17 protein-coding genes are annotated in these 23,924 nt (G+C 69.7%); 9 read left to right on the top strand and 8 right to left on the bottom strand.

The window, feature by feature from the left end:
- Positions 1-338 precede the first annotated feature (338 nt).
- Positions 339-1,580, top strand: coding sequence for a M20 family metallopeptidase (locus tag GVY39_RS10800; RefSeq protein ID WP_159923160.1), 1,242 nt, complete (start codon positions 339-341; stop codon positions 1,578-1,580).
- A 116-nt stretch (positions 1,581-1,696) separates the two neighbouring features.
- Positions 1,697-2,839, top strand: coding sequence for a M20 family metallopeptidase (locus tag GVY39_RS10805; protein WP_370523783.1), 1,143 nt, complete (start codon positions 1,697-1,699; stop codon positions 2,837-2,839).
- A 109-nt stretch (positions 2,840-2,948) separates the two neighbouring features.
- Here the strand turns inward: GVY39_RS10805 and GVY39_RS10810 are convergent, their stop codons facing one another.
- Positions 2,949-3,422, bottom strand: coding sequence for a gamma-glutamylcyclotransferase (locus GVY39_RS10810; RefSeq protein ID WP_159923162.1), 474 nt, complete (start codon positions 3,420-3,422; stop codon positions 2,949-2,951).
- A gap of 173 nt (positions 3,423-3,595) precedes the next feature.
- On the opposite strand from GVY39_RS10810, the gene GVY39_RS10815 reads away from it, so the two are divergent.
- From GVY39_RS10815 to GVY39_RS10830, 4 genes are all read left to right on the top strand, one after another.
- Positions 3,596-4,999 (top strand): NAD(P)H-quinone dehydrogenase, encoded by a 1,404-nt coding sequence (locus GVY39_RS10815; RefSeq protein ID WP_159923164.1) that lies wholly within the window; start codon positions 3,596-3,598, stop codon positions 4,997-4,999.
- Between the two features lie 307 nt (positions 5,000-5,306).
- Positions 5,307-6,326 (top strand): hypothetical protein, encoded by a 1,020-nt coding sequence (locus GVY39_RS10820; RefSeq protein WP_240679459.1) that lies wholly within the window; start codon positions 5,307-5,309, stop codon positions 6,324-6,326.
- A 73-nt stretch (positions 6,327-6,399) separates the two neighbouring features.
- Positions 6,400-7,422: a hypothetical protein gene (locus tag GVY39_RS10825; RefSeq protein WP_236565393.1), complete on the top strand. Its 1,023-nt coding sequence runs from the start codon at positions 6,400-6,402 to the stop codon at positions 7,420-7,422.
- Positions 7,423-7,539: 117 nt separating this feature from the next.
- Positions 7,540-8,742, top strand: coding sequence for a PLP-dependent aminotransferase family protein (locus tag GVY39_RS10830; protein WP_159923168.1), 1,203 nt, complete (start codon positions 7,540-7,542; stop codon positions 8,740-8,742).
- Here the strand turns inward: GVY39_RS10830 and glpK are convergent.
- Positions 8,724-10,223, bottom strand: coding sequence for a glycerol kinase GlpK (glpK, locus tag GVY39_RS10835; RefSeq protein WP_159923170.1), 1,500 nt, complete (start codon positions 10,221-10,223; stop codon positions 8,724-8,726). The genes GVY39_RS10830 and glpK overlap by 19 nt on opposite strands.
- 427 nt (positions 10,224-10,650) lie before the next feature.
- On the opposite strand from glpK, the gene GVY39_RS10840 reads away from it, so the two are divergent.
- Positions 10,651-12,384: a glycerol-3-phosphate dehydrogenase/oxidase gene (locus tag GVY39_RS10840; protein WP_159923172.1), complete on the top strand. Its 1,734-nt coding sequence runs from the start codon at positions 10,651-10,653 to the stop codon at positions 12,382-12,384.
- 131 nt (positions 12,385-12,515) lie between these two features.
- A complete protein-coding gene (locus GVY39_RS10845) occupies positions 12,516-12,809 on the top strand; it encodes a nuclear transport factor 2 family protein (RefSeq protein ID WP_236565394.1) in 294 nt (97 codons plus the stop codon).
- A 32-nt stretch (positions 12,810-12,841) separates the two neighbouring features.
- Here GVY39_RS10845 and GVY39_RS10850 read toward each other — a convergent pair whose 3' ends face one another.
- The 4 genes from GVY39_RS10850 to GVY39_RS10865 form a co-directional block, all read right to left on the bottom strand.
- Positions 12,842-13,417, bottom strand: a complete 576-nt coding sequence (locus GVY39_RS10850) for a TetR/AcrR family transcriptional regulator (RefSeq protein WP_159923214.1) — start codon at positions 13,415-13,417, stop codon at positions 12,842-12,844.
- A 65-nt stretch (positions 13,418-13,482) separates the two neighbouring features.
- On the bottom strand, positions 13,483-14,844 hold the full coding sequence (gene hpnE, locus GVY39_RS10855) for a hydroxysqualene dehydroxylase HpnE (protein ID WP_159923174.1): 1,362 nt from the start codon (positions 14,842-14,844) through the stop codon (positions 13,483-13,485).
- 181 nt (positions 14,845-15,025) lie between these two features.
- Complete coding sequence (locus GVY39_RS10860; protein WP_159923176.1) at positions 15,026-15,808, bottom strand: DNA-formamidopyrimidine glycosylase family protein; 783 nt, start codon at positions 15,806-15,808, stop codon at positions 15,026-15,028.
- 90 nt (positions 15,809-15,898) lie between these two features.
- Positions 15,899-20,827: an ATP-dependent helicase gene (locus GVY39_RS10865; RefSeq protein WP_159923178.1), complete on the bottom strand. Its 4,929-nt coding sequence runs from the start codon at positions 20,825-20,827 to the stop codon at positions 15,899-15,901.
- Between the two features lie 107 nt (positions 20,828-20,934).
- Between GVY39_RS10865 and GVY39_RS10870 the strand changes: the two genes are divergently transcribed.
- Positions 20,935-21,480 carry a histidine phosphatase family protein gene (locus GVY39_RS10870; protein ID WP_159923180.1) on the top strand — a complete coding sequence of 182 codons (546 nt, stop codon included), beginning with the start codon at positions 20,935-20,937 and terminating at the stop codon, positions 21,478-21,480.
- Between the two features lie 147 nt (positions 21,481-21,627).
- On the opposite strand, the gene GVY39_RS10875 is transcribed toward GVY39_RS10870, so the two are convergent.
- Together GVY39_RS10875 and GVY39_RS10880 are read right to left on the bottom strand one after the other, a co-directional pair.
- Complete coding sequence (locus tag GVY39_RS10875; RefSeq protein WP_370523784.1) at positions 21,628-22,782, bottom strand: lipase family protein; 1,155 nt, start codon at positions 22,780-22,782, stop codon at positions 21,628-21,630.
- 396 nt (positions 22,783-23,178) lie between these two features.
- On the bottom strand, positions 23,179-23,649 hold the full coding sequence (locus tag GVY39_RS10880; RefSeq protein WP_159929367.1) for a hypothetical protein: 471 nt from the start codon (positions 23,647-23,649) through the stop codon (positions 23,179-23,181).
- Between the last annotated feature and the right edge of the window lie 275 nt (positions 23,650-23,924).

Consider the following 23,924-nt stretch of genomic DNA (forward strand, 5'->3'; position numbering starts at 1 on the left):
CGTCGACCTCGGAGACCCTGGCATTCGCCGCAGGCTGAGCCCGCCCCTTTGGACCCGGCGCGCGCCGCGCTCGGACAGCCGGCTCATACCTCGGCTCCTCTCGGGGCACCGTCGCGCGCGGGCGGATATAAGTTGCACCGGTCCGCACGAAGACGACCGCCGACGAATAGCAGGCCCCAAGTCCGCAGGTCGAGGTGTCGTCTCCACCACACGGGCACAACCACGTCTTTCGAGCGAAGCGAGACCGAGCATTGTCCGTTCGCGGCCACAAGGGGGCCGCGAACACGCAGCGCCGTAGGCGCTGCATAAACAAACACAGCAGTGCGAGACTGTGTTGCATGCCACCACCGCGCAGCGGGCGCCAGGAATCGCAACACGACGGCAACGCCGTGTGCGAGGTCGACCCGGCCGGTCGCAGTGACGCCGCGATCCGAGCGGCGTCGGCCGAGCTGATCGGCCTGTCACACGCGATCCACGCCGAACCCGAGCTGGCGTTCGAGGAGGTCCGCAGCGTCGCCAAGACCGTCGTTCCGCTCGCCGAGCGTGGCTTCGAGATCGACAACGGCGTCGCCGGCTTGCCGACGGCGTTCCGAGCACGCTATGGCAGCGGGGCGCTGACCGTCGGCATCTGCGCCGAGTACGACGCGCTGCCCGAGATCGGGCATGCCTGCGGGCACAACGTCATCGCCGCGTCCGCGGTGGGGGCGGCGCTCGGTCTCGCCGAGGTCGCCGACGCGCTGGACCTGACTGTGCTGGTGTTCGGCACCCCCGCCGAGGAGAGCGGCGGCGGCAAGGTGCTCATGCTGGAACATGGGGTGTTCGATGACGTCGCGATGGCGATGATGGTGCATCCGGGTCCGCTCGACATCGTCGGCGCCAGGTCGCTGGCTCTGGCCGACGTCTCGGTGGTCTTCCACGGGCGTGAGGCGCATGCCAGCGCGGCCCCGGAGCAGGGCCGCAACGCGGGCGACGCGGTGACCGTCGCACAGGTCGCTCTGGGGTTGCTGCGGCAGCATCTCCTGCCCGGCCAGCAACTGCACGGTATAGTCGGCGACGGTGGCGTAGCTCCCAACATCGTGCCCGGACGTGCGGAACTGCTGTATTACCTACGCGCAGTCGACTCCGCATCCCTCGACGATCTGATGCGACGAGCGTCGGCTTGTTTCGAGGCGGGCGCCCTCGCGACCGGCTGCACCCACGAAATCCGGACGCTCGCGCCGACGTATACCGAGCTGACCCCGGATCCGGAGTTGCTGCTCGTCTATCGCGAGCAACTCGCCGGATTGGGACGCGTGCCGCTGGCTCCGGAGTTCGAGGCGCAGCGGCCGCTGGGCAGCACCGATATGGGGAACGTCACCAACGTCATTCCGGGGATCCACCCGGTCATCGGCATCGATGCCGGTGGTGCGGTGACACATCAGCCCGGCTTCGCCGCGGCCAGCGTCAACGCTTCGGCGGATCGTGCGGTCCTCGACGGTGCGCTCGCCCTCGCGCGTACCGCTATCGCCGTCGCCCGCGATGACATCCATAGAGACAGGTTGTTGCAACGGCTAGTTCAACGACAGGAGGACATTCGGTGAGCACAACCGGCCGTTCGGCGGCGCCGGCGACGGGCCAGGCAGCGGGTATCCGCGTGGCCGTGGAGAGCACCGGCGGCTCCGCGGCGTCGGAGACCGTGGGATCCGGGCGGGAAGCGGTGGAGTCGTGGCTGGCCGATCACACGGTCGATCTCGTCCAATGGCGCAGGCACATCCACGCCAACCCGGAATTGTCCCGTACCGAGTTCGGCACCACCGAGTTCGTCTCGGCGTGGCTGACCAAGGCGGGCCTGGCGCCGCAGGTACTTCCCGGCGGCACCGGCTTGATCTGTGACATCGGGCCGGACGGGCCGCGAATCGGCCTGCGCGCCGATATGGACGCGCTGCCGCTGCAGGAGTTCACCGGACTGCCCTTCGCCTCGACGGTGCCCGGCGTGTCGCACGCGTGCGGCCACGACGCGCACACCACCATCCTGCTCGGCACGGCGCTGGCGCTGGCCGAGGTGCCGGAGCTGCCGGTCGGGGTGCGGCTGGTGTTCCAGCCCGCCGAGGAGGTCATGCCGGGCGGTGCGATCGACGTGGTCGCCACGGGCGCGATGACGGGTGTGGAGCGGATCTTCGCGCTGCATTGTGACCCGCGCCTGGAAGTGGGCCGGGTCGGCATCCGCGTCGGTGCGATCACCTCCGCCGCCGACACCATCGAGCTGGTGCTCGACTCGCCGGGCGGCCACACTTCCCGTCCACACCTGACCAGCGACCTGGTCTACGCGATCGGCTCGGTCATCACCGGCCTGCCGGGCCTGCTCAGCCGTCGCATCGACCCGCGCACCAGCACCGTGATGGTGTGGGGTGCGGTGAGCGCGGGAAAAGCGCCCAACGCCATTCCGCAGACCGGCATGCTCACCGGCACCATCCGCACCGGAGATCACGCCACCTGGTCGCTGCTGGAGCCGATGGTGCGGCAGATCGTCGACGGCCTGCTGGCCCCGACGGGCGTGCGCTACCAGCTGAACTACCGGCGCGGCGTGCCTCCTGTGGTCAACGACGAGCACTCCACCCGCATCTTCGAGGACGCGATCCGCGCGCTCGGCCCCGACGCGCTGGCCGACACTCTGCAGTCCGGCGGTGGCGAGGACTTCTCCTGGTATCTCGAGGAGGTGCCGGGCGCGATGGCGCGCCTGGGCGTCTGGTCCGGGGAGGGCGAACAGCTGGACCTGCACCAGCCCACCTTCGACATCGATGAGCGTGCCCTCGCGGTCGGCGTGCGGGTGCTGAGCAATCTCGTGCTCGGCGCGCGCTGAGTTCTTCGTCACACCGGCGCTGTTGTTCGTCACACGGGGCGTTGCCGGTGCAGCGGCGTGGCCGAACCCTCGGGTCGGCCACGCCGCTGACGTCGGCGGACTGTCGCGGTCAGCCGAAGTTGCCCGGGCCGACGTTCCGGCTGTTGCGGGTTCGTAGGGCGTGGACGTAATCCTCTGGCGCTCCCGCCTTTTCGGCGGCGTCGGCGATCACGCCGAGGTAGCGGGCCGAGGGCAGGCCGCCCTCGTAGGCGTCCAGCACATACAGCCAGGCCAGCGTGGGTTCGCCGCCGTCGGCGTTGCGGGTGACGCGCAGTCGGATCTTCTTGTGGATACCGAAGTCCGAGCCCTCCCAGCGGTCCAGCCGCTGTTCGTCCTCGGGGGACACGTCGTAGAGCACGACGAACACCCGGGAATTGGGATCCTCCACGACCGTCGCGAGAGGCCCTTCCCAGCCGATGTCATCACCGGCAAAGGTGAGCCGCCAGCCCTCCAACCAGCCCGTCCCGGACATGGGGGAGTGCGGACAGCGCTCGAGCATCTGCGTCGAGTCCATGTTGGACCCATAGGCGGCATAGATCGGCACCAGAGAAGGGTAGCCAATAACCTTCGCAGACCGCGTTTGATTGCCGCACCTGCGGCGCGGCGCGTGGTGCGGAACTGTTGCGCACCGGTAACGCGCTCGGTAGTGCGAGGAGGTTGCCGGATAACGTTTACCCGTGCCGGAGATCCCGGCGCGAAGCACGAGCGGAGGTATCAATGACCCGCATCGCGATCATCGGCGGCGGACCGGCCGGCTATGAGGCGGCCCTGGTGGCGGCACAGCACGGAGCGTCGGTGACGCTGGTCGACTCCGACGGCATCGGCGGCGCGTGTGTGCTCTGGGACTGTGTCCCGTCCAAGACCTTCATCGCCTCGACCGGCGTGCGAACCGACCTGCGCCGCGCTCGCGATCTCGGGATCACCCTGGACCCGAACCAGGCGCAGGTGCAGCTGGCGGAGGTGAACGGGCGCGTGAAGGCGCTGGCCCTCGCGCAGTCCTCCGATATCCGCTCCAAGCTGCAGACCGTGGGGGTGACCGTACTCGCCGGGTACGGCGAGCTGATCGACCGCGCCGGCGGGCTGGCCGCGCACCGCGTGCTGGTCAAGCTGGCCGACGGCGCGCAGCAGACCATCGAGGCCGAGGTGGTGCTGATCGCCACCGGCGCGAGCCCGCGCGTGCTGCCGGGCGCCGAGCCGGACGGTGAACGCATCCTCAACTGGCGTCAGCTCTACGACCTCGAGGAGTTGCCGGAGACCCTGGTGGTCGTCGGTTCCGGTGTGACGGGCGCCGAGTTCGTCTCCGCCTACACCGAAATGGGTGTGCGGGTGAAGCTGGTCTCCAGCCGCGACCGCGTTCTGCCCGGGGAGGACGCCGACGCGGCGCTCGTGCTGGAGGACGCGCTGGCCGAACGCGGCGTCGAACTGGTCAAGCACGCCCGCGCCGACGCGGTGGAGCGCACCGCCGACGGCATCGTGGTCAAGTTGTCCGACGGACGCACGGTTTCCGGCTCGCACGCGCTGATGACCGTGGGCTCGACACCCAACACCGCCGGGCTCGGACTCGAGCGGGTCGGCATCGAACTCGACCGCGGCGGCTACCTGCGGGTGGATCGCGTTTCGCGCACGTCGGTGCCCGGCATCTACGCCGCGGGCGACTGCACCGGCCTGCTGCCGCTGGCCTCGGTGGCCGCGATGCAGGGACGCATCGCGATGTACCACGCGCTCGGGGAGGGCGTCAGCCCGATTCGCCTGAAGACCGTTGCCTCCGCGGTGTTCACCCGGCCGGAGATCGCGACCGTCGGCGTCAGCCAGAACGCGATCGACAACGGTGAGGTCCCCGCCCGCACGGTGATGCTGCCGCTGAACACGAACCCCCGCGCCAAGATGTCCGGGCTGCGACGCGGTTTCGTCAAGATCTTCTGCCGCCCCGCGACCGGCGTGGTGATCGGCGGCGTCGTCGTCGCTCCGATCGCCTCGGAGCTGATCCTGCCGATCGCCCTTGCGGTGCAGAACAACCTGACGGTCAACGACCTGGCCCAGACCTTCTCGGTGTACCCCTCGCTGACGGGTTCGGTGACCGAGGCGGCGCGATTGCTGATGCGGCACGACGACCTGGACTGACTTCCGTTTCGGCGCGCGCTGTGCCGTGTCCGATTCAGGACATCACGCCCCGAGAACTCGGGGCGGGGCGGGGACGCGGGGAGTCTTGCCACCCTTGGTCATTCGCAGCGTTGCCCATCGTGCGCACATGTGGTTCACTCTCGGCAGAGATGCGATCGCAGGAGGGTCGCGGAGTTCGGTGTGGGGGGATGGGTCCTTTCCAAATCGGCACGAGCGAACGGCCCGGGCCGTTCGGCGATCAGGCGTCTCACCCAGGGGACAACTGAATGCGGCCGACCAGGCCGCACCCGGGAAGGGATTGCGAAAAGTGAAACATCGTAAGCCGAGTCGGGCGCAGCGAGCGATGGCGAGCACCTCGTTGCCGCTGGCCACAGCGGCTGCAGTGGCCACTCTCTTCGCTGCGCCGGCGGGGGCGGCTCCCAACGATCAGCCGACCACTCCGCCGACGCCCGCTCCGGCGCAGCCGGGCGTGAACGAGTCGCCGAGCACCCCCGAGACCACTCAGCCGGAACCGGACAAGCCGGAATCCGAGCAGGATCGGCAGAAGCCGGAGAGCAAGCCGACGCCGAGCCAGCCCGGCGTCACCACGCCGGACCAGAACCAGGCCGTGCCCGATCAGAAGAAGGATCCGCGGCTGGCCCAACCGACCCAGCCGGGCGTGACCACCCCCCGCGTCGCGCCGCTGCCGGTTCCCGGCCAGCAGCAGCCCAGCGATCCGCAGCCCGCGGTCGTGCCGGATCAGGCCGCGCCGCAGCCCGGGGAGCAGGCTGCCCCGCAGCCGGGCACCCAGGGCGGCAACGCCGAGGCGCGGGAGCCGGAGAGTTCCACGCTGGTGCAGCCGCAGCCGCGCTGGCAGGCGCCGCGCCTGGAAGCCGCCCCGCCGGCGCCGGTCGTGGAGATGACCGGTCCGCACGCGGAGATCGGCGCCAACATCGACGGCGGCACCGTGCTGCCCGGTCACGTGGCCAACACCCACCACTTCAGCAACGAGGCCGGTTACGTCGGCACCATCGGCTACCGCACGCCGACCGGTGCGGGTGAAGCCGGTGTCTCGGTGGAGTTCGTCGACAAGAACACCGTCAAGCTGACCACCTACACCGGCGGCGAGGGCTTGGCCTCGAACAACACCACCGCGGTGTTCGACACCACCCAGCTGAACGTGGCCAAGGCCGCGGTGGAGGACTGGATCCGGGAGCAGCCGGGCGGCGCGGCCGCCCTGGAGGCCGCCGCACAGGTTAAGCTTCCGCTTCAGCCGGGCGATTTCGCTCCGCAAACCGTCGATGTGGGTGGTGTCACCACCCAGTGGGGTGGTTCACTCCAGTACTGACACGTGCTGATCTCGACGGGTGGGGCGGTCGTTCGCGGCCGCCCCACTTGTGCGTCCTGGGAAAGGATTGGGTGTGACCTCCGAGGGTGATGCGAGGGAGAACGAATCCGACTCCTCCGGGTCGGAATTCGGTCCGTCGTTGGGGGAGTTCGGGCCGCCGGTCTCCGAGTTCGGGCCACCCGTTGCGGAATTCGGTCCGCCCGTCGCGGAATTCGGTCCGCCGATGGGCACCGATACCGGACCGCGCTGGCAGGTGCCGCAGCAGCCCACCGACCACCCCGAACTGGGTTGGCGACCCGCGGGCGAGCCGGAGACGACGCCTCCTCTCGCGTCGCAGTTCCGCGCGCCGGATGCCACGGTCTTTGCCGAATCCGCCGCTGCCGCGCCCGAGCCGCCCGCCGCGCGCCCGCAGCCCAAGGGCGGCGAGAAGCAGGACTCGTGGTGGAATCAGCCGACCGCCGAGGGCGGCGTACCGAAGCCGCCTCCGCCGGCGGACTCGGGTCTGTCCTGGGCGGAGGACCCGATCGCCATGCGGCTGGCGCTGCGCGTCCCCACGACTCCGGCGCCGGTGCGAAGCTCTCGTCATTCGCGACGCTGGGGAGTGCTCGGCGCGGTCGCGGCGGTCGTGGTGCTGATCGCGTTGACGGTGACGATCATCGCGGTATCCGGTGACAACGGCGACAGCGGCGCCGCTCCCGGTGTCGGCGGCACCACCGCGGCGTTGAGCTGCCCGTCGAACAAGGACGGCAAGGTGACTGTCGGCAACGGCACGGGTGACACCAGTAGCGGCCCCGGCGCCATTCTCGGATTCCAGTACTCCTTCTACGTCGAGCGCAGCGGTGAGCGGGCCCGGCGGTTCGTCGCCGACGACGCGGAGAACGTCTCGACCGCCGACCGCATCCAGAAGGGCATCGATGAGTACGTTCCGGTCGGCACCACGCACTGCTTGCGGATCACGGAGCTGGCCACCGACACCTTCGACGTGGACCTGACCGAACACCGGCCCGACGGGACCACCACGGTATACCGGCAGACAGTGACCACGGTGGCCCGCGACGGCAAGACGGTGGTCTACGCGATCCGGGATCGCCTGTAGCCGGATACGGCCGCTACCGGGGCGGATCTCAGATCATGGGATGAATATTTCGGATTTTGGTCGGGCGTGTGCGACAGTGGGATATCGCGTACCACGGCGTTCCCCGGAGGTCTTCCCATGTCGCCGACCATCCCACCGCTGGCAGGCAAGCTGGACGGCCTGCGGAGTTCGGCGATCCGTGACCTCTTGAAGCTGACCGCGCGCGCCGAGATCGTCAGCCTCGCCGGTGGCCTGCCGGACGCCGAACTGATGCCGCGCGCCCGGCTGGCCGACGCGGCGGCCGCCGCGCTGAGCCACAACGGCTGCCTGCAGTACACCGAATCCCCGGGTTGGGCGCCGCTGCGCGAGGTCCTCGCCGAGCGGGAGTCGGGCAGGCTCGGTCGCCCGGTGCCGCTCGCGGAGGTGTTCGTCACGCACGGTTCCCAGCAGGCGCTGTCGCTGCTGGCCGAGGTGTTGCTCGATCCGGGCGCGCTGGTCGTGGTGGAGGACCCGGCGTACGTCGGCGCACTGCAGGTCTTCCGGGCCGCGGGCGCGCGCATCGCCGCGGTGCCGCTGGACGCCGAGGGGATGCGCACCGACGCGCTCACCGAGTTGCTCGCCCGTGGCGAGCGCCCGGCCGTGGTGCACACGGTGAGCAATTTCCACAATCCCGGTGGCGTGACCATGAGCTCCCGCCGCCGTGCGGAGCTCGCGCGCTTGGCCGATGAGCACGGCTTCTGGGTGATCGAGGACGATCCCTATGGTGAGCTGTGGTTCGACGGCCCCGCGCCGGCGCCGGTCGCGTCGTACTCTCGCAACGTCATCCGGCTGTCGAGCGCATCGAAGATCCTCTCGCCGAGCCTGCGGGTGGGCTGGATGGTGGCGCCGGATCCGGTGTGCCGCGCAGTCGAACTGCTGAAGCAAGGCGCGGATCTGTGTGGTTCGGCGCTCACCCAGCAGATCGCCACCGACCTGCTCGCCGACACGGCATGGCTCACCGCCCACGTCGATCATGTCCGGGGCGTCTACGGCGAGCGCGCGAAGACGCTCGTGCACGCGATGCGGAGCCGTTTCGGGGACCGCGTACGGTGCAGCGACGCGTCGGGCGGCATGTTCGTCTGGGCCGACTTCACCGACGGGACCGACACCGAGCTGCTGCTTCCGGGTGTGCTCGCCGCAGGGGTCGCCTACGTGCCGGGAGCGGCGTTCGCCGTGGGCGGCGGGTACCGCAACTCGATGCGGATGTGCTTCACCACCTCCGACGAACCGACGCTGGAACTGGCGGTCGACCGGCTCGCGCACGCCGTCGCGGTGCGGAACCCTCAGCCGACCCAGCCGTAGGTGCGCTCGACCGCTTTGTTCCACGCGGCCAAACGCTCGTCCCGCTCGGCGTCCGGCATGGCAGGCCGCCACGTCTTGTCGGCGGCCCAGTTGTCGCGGATGTCGTCGGTGCCCGACCAGTAGCCGACGGCGAGGCCCGCCGCGTACGCCGCACCGAGCGCGGTCGTCTCGTTGACCACCGGCCGCACCACGGGCACGTCGAGGATGTCGGACTGGAACTGCATGAGCAGGTCGTTGCCGACCATGCCGCCGTCCACCTTCAGCGTGGTCAGCTCCAAACCGAGCCGCTGGGACTCGGCGTCCGCCCGCATCGCGTCGACCACCTCGCGGGTCTGGAACGCGGTGGATTCCAGCACCGCTCGCGCCAGGTGCGCTTTGGTGACGAAACGGGTGAGCCCCGCGATCACGCCGCGTGCGTCCGGGCGCCAGCGGGGCGCGAACAGCCCGGAGAAGGCGGGCACGATGTAAGCGCCACCGTTGTCCTCGACGCTGCGGGCGAGCGGTTCGATCTCGTCGGCGGCGGAGATGATGCCGAGATTGTCGCGAAACCACTGCACCAGCGACCCGGTGACCGCGATGGATCCCTCCAAGGCGTATACGGCGTCCGCGTCACCGAGGCGGTAGCACACGGTGGTGAGCAGGCCGTGCTTACTGAACACCGGCGTGGTACCGGTGTTGAGCAACATGAAATTGCCCGTGCCGTAAGTGTTCTTGGCCTCGCCGGGTGAAAGGCACGCTTGGCCGAAGGTCGCGGCCTGCTGGTCGCCGAGGATGCCCGCGACCGGCACCCCGGCCAGCGGTCCGGAGCTGATCGCCGCGTAGACCTCCGAGGAACTGCGCACCTGCGGCAGCATCGACTCCGGCACGCCGAATTCCCCGCAGATTTCCGAATCCCATTGCAGTGCACGCAGGTCCAGCAGCATGGTGCGGGAGGCGTTGGTCACGTCGGTGACGTGCTCGCCGGTGAGCTTCCACAGCACCCAGCTGTCGACGGTGCCGAAGCACAACTCACCCGCCTCCGCGCGCTCCCGCACGCCGGGCACGTTGTCCAGGATCCAGCGCAGCTTCGGCCCCGCGAAGTAGGTGGACAGCGGAAGGCCGGTGCGGTCCTGGTAGCGGGCCGGTCCCGCGTCGCTGGCCAGTTCGGCGCACAGCCGGTCGGTGCGGGTGTCCTGCCAGACGATCGCGTTGTGCACCGGACGGCCGGTCTCGCGGTCCCACACCACCGTGGTTTCGCGCTGGTTGGTGACGCCCACCGCGGCGATGTCCTCGGCGCTGAGACCGCAGCGCTCCAGCACCTCACCGAGGACGAATTCGGTATCGCGCCAGATGGTTTCCGGATCGTGCTCGACCCATCCCGGCCGAGGGAAGATCTGCTCGTGCTCCCGCTGGGCGACGCCGACGACGCGTCCCTGCCGGTCGAAGACGATGCACCGACTCGAGGTCGTGCCCTGGTCGATGGCGGCCACATAGCGACGCATCCGTGCAGTGTATTTTGGCCGCGCCCGCGGCGCGGCGTGTTCGCGGCCCCTCGGTGGCTCGCGTCCGAGCGACCGCCGCTTGCTCCTTCGTCGCCTACGCGGCGGCCACTCGGACGCAAGCCGGGCCGCGAACGGCGGATGCTCGGTCTCGCTTCGCTCGAAACCGGGAGTTGAGGTGGTATGGCCGCGTAAGGAGGTGATCGCACGACCCGGAGGTGGATGCGGGGCGGCGGTGGTGAACACGGCGGTGTCGGTTGGCTCACCGAGCTGTGGGCGGTGGCTCGCCGGTCGGTTAGGGTGGTCTTGTTACCGGCGAGTAGGTCTGGGCGACACGGAGCCGGGCGCGGGCGGTCGATCCGCGGCGATTCGCCTAGCCTGGACTTGAACGCTCGATCGGACACATCCGCGTCGGCTGGAGGAGTCGAGCATGGCGATGAAACCGGATACGCAGTTCCTCGGCCCGGAGCAGCGCACGACGGCTTGGGAGCGCTTCGGCAAGGATCATTTCGATGTGGTCGTCGTCGGTGGCGGCGTGGTCGGGGCGGGCATCGCGCTCGACGCGGCGACCAGGGGCTTGCAGGTCGCTCTGGTCGAAGCCCGCGACCTCGGGTCCGGCACTTCCAGCCGGTCGTCGAAGATGTTCCACGGCGGGTTGCGCTATCTGGAGCAGCTGGAGTTCGGATTGGTACGCGAGGCGCTGCGGGAACGCGAGCTCACGCTGTCCACCCTGGCGCCACACCTGGTCAAGCCGCTGCGCTTTCTCTATCCGCTGACCCATCGCGTCTGGGAGCGCCCGTACGTGGCCGCCGGACTGGTCCTCTATGACACCATGGGCGGCGCCAAATCCGTTCCCGGACAACGGCATCTGACCCGCGCGGGCGCCTTGCGGCTGGCGCCGGGGCTGCGGCGGGACTCGCTGATCGGCGGTGTCGGCTACTACGACACCGTCGTCGACGACGCACGCCACACCATGATGTTGGCGCGCACGGCCGCGCACTACGGCGCGGTGATCCGCACGTCCACCCAGGTGGTGGGTTTCCTGCGCGAAGCCGATCGGGTGGTCGGCGTGAAGGTTCGCGACACCGAGGACGGGAGCACCGGCGAGGTCCGTGGACATGTGGTGATCAACGCGACCGGTGTGTGGACCGACGAAGTCCAGGCACTGTCGCATCAGCGGGGCCGGTTCCACGTGCGGGCGTCCAAAGGCGTGCACATCGTGGTGCCGCGAGATCGGATCGTCAGCGACACCGCCATCATCCTGCGCACCGCGACCTCGGTGCTGTTCGTCCTCCCGTGGGGTGCGCACTGGATCATCGGCACCACCGACACCGAGTGGAATCTCGACTTGGCGCATCCGGCCGCGACCAAGGCCGACATCGACTATCTGCTCGCGCGAGTGAACGAGGTGCTGGTCGTGCCGCTCACGCCCGACGACATCGACGGTGTGTACGCGGGCTTGCGCCCGCTGCTGGCGGGGGAGAGCGACGAGACCTCCAAACTGTCGCGTGAGCACGCCGTCGCCAGAGTGGCGCCGGGCCTGATCGGCATCGCGGGCGGCAAGTACACCACCTATCGCGTGATGGCCTACGACGCGGTGGACGAAGCGGCGCAGGATATTCCGGCCCGGGTCTCGCCATCGATCACGGCGAAGGTGCCGCTGCTCGGCGCCGACGGCTACTTCGCGCTGGTCAACCAGACGGTGCAGCTGGCGGAGACCTACGGGGTGCATCCTTACCGGGTCAAGCACCTGCTGGATCGGTACGGCTCGCTCATCGGCGAGGTCATGGCCTTCGCCGAGGGCAAACCCGAACTCCTGCAACCGATCACGGACGCCCCGTCCTATCTGCAGGTCGAGGCGGTCTACGCGGCGGCGGCCGAGGGCGCGCTGCATCTGGACGACATCCTGGCCCGGCGGACCAGGATCTCGATCGAGTATCCGCATCGCGGCGCCAACTGCGCGGAGCAGGTGGCCCAGCTGGTCGCGCCCGTCCTGGGCTGGGACGAGGAGGAGATCGACCGGGAGGTTCAGACCTATCAGGCGCGGGTCGACGCGGAGATCCGTTCGCAGACCAAACCGGACGACGCCTCCGCCGACGCTCTGCGGATCGAGGCTCCCGAGCCCCGCCCGCAGATTTTGGAGCCGGTGCCGTCCGAAGGCTGAGTGTGGTGAGGATGCCATGTCCACGGATGCCCTGATCGCCGACCGCATGTAGTCGCCGACCTGTTCACCCGCTTCGAGCGCCTGCTGGACGAGGGCGGTGGGAGGATTCCGGCACCATCTTCACGGAAGATGTGGCGGTCCACTCACCGCGAATCCAGGTCAGCGGCATCGACAAGGTCGTCGACTACATGCGGCAGGCCGAGGTCGAGGGGGAGCGCACTCAGCGCACGACCACCGACCTGCTGGTGAACGTCGACGGCGACCAGGCCGCCGCGTCCGCGAACTCGCTGGTGTACTTCTACCGCGACGGCCAACCGCCCCACCAGACGAGCGGCCTGCGACTGGCCTGCACCGCGGTACGGACGCCGACGGGCTGGCGACTCCGTCAGGCACGGATCATGCTCGCCTGGATGCGCAAGGATTGAGCTGTTCCCGGGAAGTTTGTGAGGGGGGCCGATCAGTCCTGGTCCCCGGGTGCTTCCATACGCATCGCCCAGTCGACCAGTGAGCGCAGATAGCGCAGCACCAGCTCGTCCGGATACCCGGACGGGTCGGTGAGGTGCAGGCGGGCCAGTTCCTCCATGGCGGCCAACAGGATTCGCTCCGTCGGGCCGTCCGGATCCACGGTGACCTCGAGATAGCGGGACAGGTGGCGCGCGCCGATCGCCCGAGCGTAGGCGCGGCCGAGCGCGAGCCGCTCGCGCAGCTCGGGCGGCCCGCCGTCGAACGGGCTGAGGATGATGCGCCAGCTGGTCGGCGCGGCGTGCAGGTAGGCGAGGATGCCACGGCCGACTCGGTCCACGTCACCGTGGTCCCAGTCCACGCTGCGCACACCGGCGAACGCGATGGCCGACTCGCGATCCAGCAGCGCCGACGTCAGCCCGGACAGGTCGGTGAACTGCTGGTACACCAGCGCACGGGCCACCCGCGCCGCGCGCGCCACCCGCTCGATGCTCACCGCGCCGAAGCCCTCGGTGGCGACGATGTCGCGCGCCACGTCCAATAGTTGGGTTCGACGGTCGGCGGCGGACATCCGGCGCTTGGGCCGTGCATCGGCCGGATCGGTGGCGCCGCGCTCGGATGTGGAGCGATCCGTGGTCACGCAAGAGAAGGTAACTCGAGCAGCAGATCCACCGCCCGCGCCGCACTCTGCACCGCGCTCTCCATCGTCGCCGACCAGTCGGTGGCGGTCCAGTCGCCCGCGAGCACCAAGGTGGGCACCGAGGTCCGCTGGTCCGGTCGCAACCCGTGGGTGCCGACGACCTGGGAGAAGGTGGCCTTCGGCATGCGCACGACCTGCGCCTGCACCACGTTCGCCGCTCGCGCCGCCGGGTAGTAGCGCCGCAGCAGCGCCATCTGCTCGGCGACGATCTCGTCGCTGGACTTGTGGATCTGCTCGTAGGCGCCGCTGGTGGTCAGGCAGTACAGCCAGGCCTTGTCGGTGCTGCGCCCGGTCATCCGCTGACGGTCGAAGACCTCATCGATGACGCCGGTGCCACCGATCAGCGCCTCGAACTCGGCGGTGGTGCCCAGCGGGCGATCGAGGTAGAGGTTGGTGCTGACGATCGGCGTGTAGCCCAGCTTGTCGGCGGCCGCGTAGATCTCGGCGTGCTCGGGCAGTTCGTCGAGCAGTCCGCCGATGCTGGAATTGGGTACCGCGCACACCACCGCGTCGGCTGGGATCGTGGTGCCGTCGACCAGGGTGACGCCGGTGACTTCGCCGTTGGAGATATGGATACGGCGGGCTACAGCCCGATATCGCACCTGCACGCCGTGCTTCTCGAAGACGCGCAGGGCTCCGGTGACGTACAAGGTGTCCAGATCGGTGGTGGGGTAGCCGATGTCGACGGCTCGCCGGTGTTCGATGCCCAGCCGGATACCCGTGGCCAGCACATCGGCGAACACCTTCGCCGATTCCCGCTGCACCGGTTCCGCCGCGATGCCGAGTGCCAGCCAATCCCACAGCGCCTCACGCGCTTTGGCGGGCATGCCGACTCGGTCGAACCATTGCTCGGTGGTGAGGTCGGCCAAGTCGGCGGGCTGATGCAGACATTGCCAGCCGAGCCGGAGCGTGGCGATCGCCGCGTGCACGCGCTCGAGAGGGTTCGCATCGGGATGAGCGCCGGTCAGCGTGCGCAGCGCGGCGATTCCTTTGGTGCGCATGGTGACGCTGCGGCCGTCGGGCCAGCGCAGGGTTCCCCCGTGCGGGAAGGCGACATATTGCCGTGTGCCGACGCTGGTGAGGTAGTGGAACAGGTGTTCGTATCCACTGGCGATCACGTGCTGGCCGTTGTCCGGCGGATCGTCCACCGCCTCGGCCCGCATCGCGTGGGTGCGGCCGCCGAGTCGGCCTCTGCGCTCCAAGAGGGTGACCTGCTTGCCCGCTTCCGCCAGCCAGACCGCCGCGGCGAGCCCGGCCAGGCCGCCTCCGATCACGACGTAGCGCCGTGGGTCGCTCATGGTGCCCTCCCGCATAACTGACAACTTGTAAGCTAAGTGCGGGTGAGGAGATCGTCAAGAGCGGCGACGCTGATATCGCATCGCAGTGCCGCAGCGAATCGTGCGGCGCGCGAGCAAGGTTGGGTACGCGGCACTTCACCGGGCGTCGGCGGTTCGAGATATCGGTGTTCGTGCGGCGCGATCACTCGGCCGGGACCGGCTGACACCGAGGACAGAAGAAGATGCCGCGCTCCCGCTGAACCACGCGGTCGTAATGCGGTGCGGTGTCACCGAGTAGGTCGGCGGCCAGCGGTGTGCCGCAGCGCGGGCACGAGCGGTGTGTGCGGCCGTAGACCAAAGGCCGTCGCGGGGGTTTCTCCACCGATTCGGTCAGGATGCGGTGCGCTTCGTTGACCAGTGCCAGCAGGTCCGGCACATCCCCGACCCGGGTCGCGGGGTGGACGCGGCGCAGGAAGCAGACCTCGCTGCGGAAGACGTTACCGATTCCCGCCAGGTTGCGCTGGTCCAGCACGGCGACGCCGATGGGTTGATCCGGATACCGCTCCAGCCGCCGGACTGCTTCGGCCGCATCCCAATTCGGCCCGAGCAGATCGGGCCCGAGATGGTCCACGACGTGGTGCTCGTCGCGCACGCGCACCACCTCGACGGTGCCGAGTGCGAAGCCGACCGCTTCGACGTCCTCGGTGCTCAGCACGATCCGGGCGGTGACTCGGGGTTTGGTCCAGCGCTGCCCACAGTGGAACACGCGCCAGCTGCCCTCCATCTTCAGGTGCGTGTGAATGCTCACGGTGGGGGTCCGGATGAACAGGTGTTTTCCGTAGCTGCCGACGCTCTCGACCATTTGTCCGCGAAGATCGACCGTGGCGTATCGCGGCACCCGAAAATCACTGCGGGTCAGCTCTTTTCCGGCCAGGGCGGTGCGTAGCCGTTTCGCTGCCAGAAAGACGGTGTCTCCCTCAGGCATACGGCCGTCCCGATTCGGTGCTGGCCTCGGAGGCCCGATTTCGCGGTAGGTCAGCCGAATCCCGGCTTGCCCGAGCGCCGAGGTGTCCGCTCACGGGCGGCTCCGGAGGCGGAGTCCGCGCGGCGTGGCGGAGAAGCCCGCTTCGGTCAGGAACCCGGCGAAGGTGTTGCCGTGCACGGTGTCACCGTTGACCCGGTCGATGACCAGCGAGTCCACCCGGCGGAGACGGACCAGGTCGGCGAGCGCCGCGGCGGCGCCACGGCGTGCTTCGGCGTCCTCCGTGAAGGTGAGCAGGGTCTTGCCGCCTCGTTCCAGATACAGGACCAGTTCGCCGTCGACGAGCACCACCAGCGCTCCGGCTTTGCGCCCGGGCCGGTGCCCGCCCTCGACATCGTTCTTCGGCCAAGCCAGCGCGGCGCCGTACGGGTTCGCGGGATCGCACGCGGCCAGCGCCAGTACCGTGCCGGTCGGCTGCCTGGACTCGGGACGGGCGCGTTCGGCGTCGAAGGACCGCAGCCGGTCGACCACGTCGGTGGTGGAGAACTGCGCGCCGCCGAGGGAGTCGACGAAATAGCCGCGACGGCAGCGGCCGCGGTCCTCGAATTCGGTCAGCACCCGGTACATCAGCGCGAACCCGCCGGGCACCCCCTCGTTCTGCACCGATCCCCTGGTCAGCACGCCGTACCGCTCCAGGAGCAGATCCGCGGTCGCGTGTGCGCGCACCGTGTTGTCCGAGACCCGCTCCGGCAGCAGCGACCATCGCCCGGCGACCGAGGGCGGACCGGAACGGGTCGGCATGCTCGGGCGGGGCAGGTAGGCCCGGCCCCGGGGCGCGCGTCGGGGGGTGCGGTGTGCCGTGGTGGTCCGCGTCGTGCCGGACAGCAGCGCCCGGACCGGCGCGAACGTGTCACCGGAAACCATGCCGGCCCAGACCAATTCCCACAGTGCGGAGGCCGCCGCGGCGTCGTCGAGCAGGCCGGTGGCGTCCGAGAGCTGCCGGAAGAAGTACGCGCCGCCGCCCTGCGGCACCGGTATCAGTCGCGCGGCGTGTGCATCGGAGACCGAAAGTCCATCGTGGGCTGCGTATTCCGAGACGGCAGGCACTTCGGCGCCGTTCGGGAGGGCGGCACCGCCCGCTCCTTTGCGCGGCCCGGTCGACTGCTGATCTCGGTGGCCGTCGCCGTCGACCGCACTGCCCGGCGGCGGATCCGGCTCGTCCAGCGGCACCGGTGCTCGATCCGGCCGGGTCGGCGCGGGATCGAGCGGCGTCCACGGTACGAAAGTCGCGCCCATGGCGGCGAGCAGGCGCGACTGGAGGTCCGTGAGATCGATATCGTCCGGCGGCGCGAGGGTGAACGGCGCCTGCTCGGCCAAGTGCAGAGCGATCCAGCCGTCCTTGGCGGTGATGGCGCCGTGGCCGGACCAGATCACCTCGCCGGTCGCCATGAGTTCGTCCAGCATGGCGGGGGTGTAGTCGGGCACCCGCGCGGGCAGCACCAGCGATTCCCAGGCCGATGCCGGGATCGGCACGCCCGCGAGCTGTTCCACGACGGCCGCCACGCCCTCGACGCCGCGCAGTTCGCGGCTGCCGATGTGCTGCCAGGACGGGAGGAAGCGTCCGAACGCGGCGGTCGAGACCGGCTCCACCTCGTGCCTGGCCGCGGCGAGTGAGCGGCGGCGCAGCCGGCGTAGCACCTGAGCGTCACACCATTCCGACCCGGCGGCCGAAGGCGTGAACTCGCCTTCCACCACGCGCTTTTCGCTGACGAGCCGGTGCAGGGCGGTGGCAGCCACCGCGGTGCCGAGTCCGAATCGCGCCGCCACCGCATCCGTGCCGAACGGGCCGTGCGTACGGGCGTAGCGGCCGACCAGATCGCCGAGCGGATCGGATACCGGCTCGATGAACGCCGAGGGCGTGCCGATCGGCAGCGGAACCCCCAGCGCGTCCCGCAACCGGGCCGCGTCCTCCACCGCGACCCACCAGGCGCGTCCCGCGAAGGAGACCTCCAGCGCCCGCCGTGCGGCCACGAGGCTGCCGAACCAAGCGGTGGGGTCCTCGTCACAGCGTTCGGCGGCTTCGGCGGCGGTGAGCGGCCCGAGCAGCCGCAGCAGATCAGCCAAGCCCTCGGCGTCGCGTGCGTGCCGCTCGGGGGTGAGGCGTTGCAGTTCCCGTTCGGTCTGCTCGATGACCGCGGCGTCGAGCAGTTCGCGCAGCTCGACCCGGCCGAGCAGTTCGGCCAGCAGCCCGGAGTCGAGCGAGAGCGCGGCGGCGCGGCGCTCGGCCAGCGGGCTGTCGCCGTCGTACATGAACTGCCCGATGTAGTCGAACAGCAGGGCGTTCGCGAACGGTGACGGCGTCGCCGTCTCCACCTCGACCAGCCGCACCTGACGCCGCCCCACCCGGCCGAGCAGATCGCGCAGCGACGGCAGGTCGTAGACGTCCCGCAGGCATTCGCGCACCGTCTCCAACAGGATCGGGAACTCGGGGAATTTGCGCGCCACGTCCAGCAGCTGGGCCGAACGCTGTCGCTGCTGCCACAGCGGGGCTCGCTTGCCCGGGTCGCGACGCGGCAGCAGCAGTGCGCGCGCGGCGCATTCGCGGAACCGGGAGGCGAACAGCGCCGAGCCGCCGACCTGTTCGGTGACGATCTCGTCGATCTCGTCGGACTCGAAGACGAACAGTTCGGCGCCGGGCGGATCGTCGGTGGTGTCGGGCAGTCGCACGACGATGCCGTCGTCGGAGGCGTTCGGCGCGGCGTCCACGCCGTAGCGTTCGCGCAACCGGGCCCCGATGGCCAGCGCCCAGGGGGCGTGCACCGGAAGGCCGTAAGGCGAGTGCAACACCAGCCGCCAGTCGCCGAGTTCGTCGCGGAACCGCTCCACCACCAGGGTGCGGTCGGTGGGCAGGTGCCCGGTCGCGGTGCGCTGTTCGTCCAGCAGCGTGAGCAGGTTCGCGGTCGCGTTGTCATCGAGGCCCGCCGAGCCCATGATCCGCGCGACGCCCTCCGGCATCGGATCGGCGGCGGACGCGCTCAGTTCGCCCCGCGCCGCACGCGGCATGTCCGGGCCGCCGCCGTCGTGCTCCGGCCGCGCCTTCGCCCGCGACGATTTCGCCGGGCTCGATGATGATCCGCCGCCGCGCCCCGAAGTCTTTCTCTTCGGAACGTCCGGTTCGACGGCACGCTCCTGGGCGACCGTGCGCACGAACTCGCCGAGCGCCGCGCCTAGTTCGGCAGGCCGCCCGAGGCCGTCGCCGTGCCAGAACGGCAACCGGCCCGGCTGCCCGAACGCGGGCGTCACCAGCACCCGGTCGAAGGTGATCTCCTCGATCCGCCAGCTCGTCGCCCCGAGCGCGAACACGTCGCCGACCCGGGACTCGTAGACCATCTCCTCATCGAGTTCGCCGACCCGGGAGGCTTTCTCACCCACCATGTACACCGCGAACATGCCGCGATCGGGAATCGCGCCGCCCGAGGTCACGGCCAGGCGTTGCGCGCCGGGACGTCCGGTGAGCGTCCCGGCGTCGCGATCCCAGACCAGGCGGGGACGCAACTCGGCGAATTCGTCGGAGGGATAGCGCCCGGAAAGCAGATCCAGCACCGACTCATAGGCCGAGCGCGGCAGCGATGCGTAACTTCCGGTGCCCCGCACAACCTCGAACCACGCGTCGACATCCAGCGAATCCAGCGCACACGCGGCGACGGTCTGCTGGGCGAGGATGTCCAGCGGGTGTGCCGGGATCTGGATCGCCTCGATCTGCCCCGATGTCATCCGCTGCGACGCCACCGCGCAGTGGATGACATCGGTGCGGTGCTTCGGGAAGATCACCCCGCGCGAGATCTCGCCGACCTGATGCCCGGCCCGCCCGATCCGCTGCAATCCACTCGCTACCGAGGGCGGCGCTTCCACCTGGACCACCAAGTCGACCGCGCCCATGTCGATGCCGAGTTCCAGGCTGCTCGTAGCGACGACGCAGCGCAGCCGCCCGCTCTTGAGATCGTCTTCGATCAGCGCCCGCTGCTCCTTGCTGACCGAGCCGTGGTGGGCTCGCGCCAGCAGGGACCCGGCGCCGTGGATCACCTCGGTGGACGCGCCGAGCTGCGCGGGCGGCTTGTGCTCGGTCTCCACCGGCTCGCCGAGCCGCGCCGCGTAGGCCTCGTTCAGCCGGGCGGTGAGGCGCTCGGCCAGCCTGCGGGAATTCGCGAACACGATCGAGGACCGGTGCTCGAGCACGAGCTCGACGATCGCCTCGTCCACGTGCGGCCAGATGGATCCCGGTTGGTCGGAGTCGCCCGGTTCGGTCATGTCCGCCACCGGCACCCGAACCGACAGGTCGAACGTCTTCGGCGCGGGCGGAGCGACCACCGTGATCGGCGCGTTGCCCACCAGGAACCGTCCGACTTCCTCCGGTGGCCGCACGGTCGCCGACAGCCCGATGCGCTGCGCGGGCCGCTCGGTCAGCAAGTCGAGCCGGGCCAGTGACAACGCCAGGTGCGAACCGCGCTTGGAACCGGCGATCGCGTGCACCTCGTCCACGATCACCGTGTTCACCTCGCGCAGCGTGTCCCGGGCCGACGAGGTGAGCATGAGGAACAGCGACTCCGGCGTGGTGATCAAGATGTCCGGCGGGGTGCGCAGCATGGACCGCCGATCGGAGGAGCTGGTGTCGCCGGAACGGACCCCGACGGTGATCTCCGGCGGCCGCAGGCCCAGGCGCTCGGCGGTCTGCGTGACGCCGACCAGCGGCGCTCGCAGATTGCGTTCCACGTCCACGGCGAGGGCCTTCAGCGGGGACACGTACAGCACGGAGGTGCCTGCCCGCTCGGGCCGCTGCTCCCGGGCGGCCAGCTGGTCTATCGCCCACAGGAACGCCGAGAGCGTCTTGCCGGATCCGGTGGGCGCGACGACCAGCGTGTGCTCGCCCGCCGCGATCGCCTGCCACGCCCCCAGCTGCGCGGACGTCGGCGCGGGGAACGCGCCGTCGAACCACTCCTGGGTGGCGCGGGAGAACTGGGGCATGAATTCAGTGTGCACCGGCCCACCGACAAGCACGCCCGTACCGCCTCGCGAGCGAAGCACGAGCAATCGAACAACGTACGACCATGCCGGGCCGTACGCTTCCACAGGTGCAAAAAGTGCTCAGACTCGACCTGGTCAGCCATGGGATGACCGAGGCGATGCGAAAAGCACGTTTCCCGGTGGACGAATCGCTCACCGAAGCGGGCAGGCGGGCGGTCGTCGGATGCGGTCCGCTCACCGCCCCGCGAGTGCTCACCGGGCCGGAGCGCCGGACGGTGGAGACCGCCGCGCTGCTGGGATTGCCCGGCGAGGAGGACAACCGGCTGCGCGACCTGGACGCGGGCGCCTGGCGTGGCGGCGAACTGATGTCGGTGCCCCAGGACCAGCTGTACGCCTGGCTGACCGACCCCACTTTCCGCGGGCACGGTGGCGAGTCCGTGGTGGACGTGATCGAACGGACCAGGCTCTGGATGGCCGAGATAGCCGCGCAATCGGTGTCCACGATCGCGGTGACCCACCCGGCTGTCGTCCGTGCCGCGCTGCTGGTGACGCTGGACGCCCCGCCCAAATCGTTCTGGCGCATCGATGTTCCGCCCGGCAGCGTGACCCGCCTGCACTATCGCGGCGAATGGACGTTGCACTTCACGGCCTGACGCGCGGTCCTGCTCGCACACCGATCGACCGGACCGGTGGCAGTCGGGGAGCCTGGGCCGCGGCGGCGCGGCCTGGACATCGGCTGCGGTGGCACCGTGGGGTGAAGCGGCCCGGGAGAATATCTCCCGAGCCGCTGTGCGAATGATTCAGCAGTCGGTCGGTGCGGGTTCGCCGCGGAACCTGGCCTCCACGTAGTTCCACGCGTCGGCGAATCCGGCGACCGCCGCGGTCATGTGCTCGGAGATGTCGACGGTGTGGAAGTCCACCGGCGCACCCGCCCTGCAATACCGGTCGGCGACCTCGGCGACGGGCCCGTAGAAGGTGAGCGTGTCGAAGCGGCCTTGCCAGAGGAAGGTCGGCACGGTCGGCACGCCCTCGAAGTGCCGCAAGCTGTTCTCCCGCAGAACCGCTCGCGCCTCGGGGCTGTCCATCAGGCTTCTGGACGCCGCCATCTGCTCCGCGCTGCGGAAGGCGCCGTGGAAGAGCAGGAACCGCCGGCACGCGTCGTGGGTGAATTCCCGGAACCACAAACCGTTCTCGTTGAGCTGGTCGGAGATCGGCAGCCGGTCCGGGTACTCCCGCTCCAGTCCCATGGCGGCGGCGAAGGCCAAGCCGAATCCGGGATGCGGGTCGAAGCCGAGCGCGAGCGCCATCTCCTCGAGGTCGGCGGGGATGCCGCCCGCCACGGCGGCGGCGAGCTTCAGTTCCGGCGCGTAGGTGGGTTGCAGGGCGGCGGCCCACGCGGTGGCCATGCCGCCGCCGGAGTAGCCCGCGATGGCGGCGGGGGAGTCGGACAGACCGAGTTCGGCGACCTTGCGGACGGCCCGCACACTGTCGAGGGTCATCATGCCGCCCAGTCGCGCGGCGCCGTAGGCGGAGGTGGGACCCAGATAGTCGGGCAGCGAGATGGCCCATCCGCGTCCGATGGGCAGCATCGCGCCGACCGCGTCCTGCAACTCGCCGTTGAACAGCGAGCGCGAGGGATTGCATTGGGTGCCGAGGGAATTGATCAGCGCCTGGTAGGAGACCAGCGGCGGGTTCTTCACCCCGATCGGCAGCAGCACCGTCGTGACGCCCATGACGGGCTTGCCCTGGGAGTTGGTGGAGCGGAAGGCGACTTGCCAGCCCTCGGTTCCCACATACGGGCCGGTGTCGATCCTGCGCGTACGCACGACGTCGCCGGGCGCGAGGTCCGCCAGGTGGGACGGCGCGTTGAAGAACAGGTCGGGATCGGGGGTGGGATAAAGCGGCTGGGCCGTAGCGGGCAGGCCCAGCAGGCCGAGCGAGACGATGCTCACCAGCAAGATCGCAATCCGGAATGGAACTCTGGACACGGGTTTCCTTCGAAAGTCAGCCGTCACCGTCCCACCGCGCCGCGGCGTCGGTGTTTCGGACGGACCGGCACTACACGGAGAGCCGCAGCGAACCACGTTCACTGCGGTACAGAGCAGAAGGAACCGCCGCTGCGGCGACCCTCGAGCCGATCGCGGCGACTGGCGCACCTCCTTCGACTCCGGGACCGCCGGTAGCCGCGAAGGCGGCACCATCCGCTGCGAAGATAGCGCCCCATCGATCGCGGTGCCGCACCGGATCAGGCGAACCGGACAAGTCACAATGCCAGTGATTTGCCATTCAACCAGATCACTATGGGAGGTGGCCTGCAGGCCGTCCACCGAGCCGCCGTCGCCTCGCGTGGATCAGGCGAAGCTGAGCACGGTCCGATCGCCTAGCGGACGTTCCAGGTCGACGACCACCACGCCGTACTCGCGCTTCTGCTCCGGGTTCGCGCCCTGGCACGGCGGCATCCCGCGATGCAGGCCGCGGATCAGCCGCACGCTCACCCGGTCGGCCGATTCCTCCACGCGCGCGGTGAAGCCGATGCTCGGGCAGCCGACCGGGCCCGGGATGTGGATCGCGAGCTTGTCCGTACCGTCTTCGATGTCGTACTCGGAGAAGGGCATCGCCGAACTGGGTTCCAGGTCCGGGGCATGCGGGATGACGATCATCGTTCCGCCCGCGTATCCGCGGGGGCCCGGTTCGGCGCGCGTCCCGGCCGCCGCTCCCGCGGCCTGCTCGGGCGCGGACGGGGCCGCCTGCTGCCCGCACGCGGTCAGCGCTCCGAACGCGAGGGCGGCGACGAGCGCCGTGCTCCTCCTGAGCATTGCCATCTACCCACCTTCACACAGGTGGCTGGAGGTGCGGCGGAAGTGCGGCGGTGTGGCACGGGCTCGCATCGCCGCGTCCGTGACGTAAGCGTGCTTTTGTGTGCACCGTCACACGGACCTCGCACTGTGCTTAGGTTGTGCCCATTCCTGCTGTCAATAATTGGGCACATTGCTCAATCAAATTGCCCAAGGTTGTGCGTTCAGATTATCGAGGACACGATATCGGCAACAAGTGCTCAACGAGGTAGGCGCCGGATCGGCGCCGTGTGGACGGGTGG

The sequence above is a fragment of the Nocardia sp. CY15 genome, assembly GCF_009829295.1.
Taxonomy (GTDB): Bacteria; Actinomycetota; Actinomycetes; order Mycobacteriales; family Mycobacteriaceae; genus Nocardia; species Nocardia sputi.

What these genes read in the sequence shown, in the direction of transcription:
- GVY39_RS10800 (WP_159923160.1), top strand. Translation starts at nt 339, where the DNA reads ATGCCACCACCGCGCAGCGGGCGCCAGGAATCGCAACACGACGGCAAC.
- glpK (WP_159923170.1), bottom strand. Translation starts at nt 10,223, where the DNA reads ATGCGTCGCTATGTGGCCGCCATCGACCAGGGCACGACCTCGAGTCGG.
- GVY39_RS10880 (WP_159929367.1), bottom strand. Translation starts at nt 23,649, where the DNA reads ATGGCAATGCTCAGGAGGAGCACGGCGCTCGTCGCCGCCCTCGCGTTC.
- GVY39_RS10860 (WP_159923176.1), bottom strand. Translation starts at nt 15,808, where the DNA reads ATGCCTGAGGGAGACACCGTCTTTCTGGCAGCGAAACGGCTACGCACC.
- GVY39_RS10830 (WP_159923168.1), top strand. Translation starts at nt 7,540, where the DNA reads ATGTCGCCGACCATCCCACCGCTGGCAGGCAAGCTGGACGGCCTGCGG.
- GVY39_RS10815 (WP_159923164.1), top strand. Translation starts at nt 3,596, where the DNA reads ATGACCCGCATCGCGATCATCGGCGGCGGACCGGCCGGCTATGAGGCG.
- hpnE (WP_159923174.1), bottom strand. Translation starts at nt 14,844, where the DNA reads ATGAGCGACCCACGGCGCTACGTCGTGATCGGAGGCGGCCTGGCCGGG.
- GVY39_RS10840 (WP_159923172.1), top strand. Translation starts at nt 10,651, where the DNA reads ATGGCGATGAAACCGGATACGCAGTTCCTCGGCCCGGAGCAGCGCACG.
- GVY39_RS10850 (WP_159923214.1), bottom strand. Translation starts at nt 13,417, where the DNA reads ATGTCCGCCGCCGACCGTCGAACCCAACTATTGGACGTGGCGCGCGAC.
- GVY39_RS10865 (WP_159923178.1), bottom strand. Translation starts at nt 20,827, where the DNA reads ATGCCCCAGTTCTCCCGCGCCACCCAGGAGTGGTTCGACGGCGCGTTC.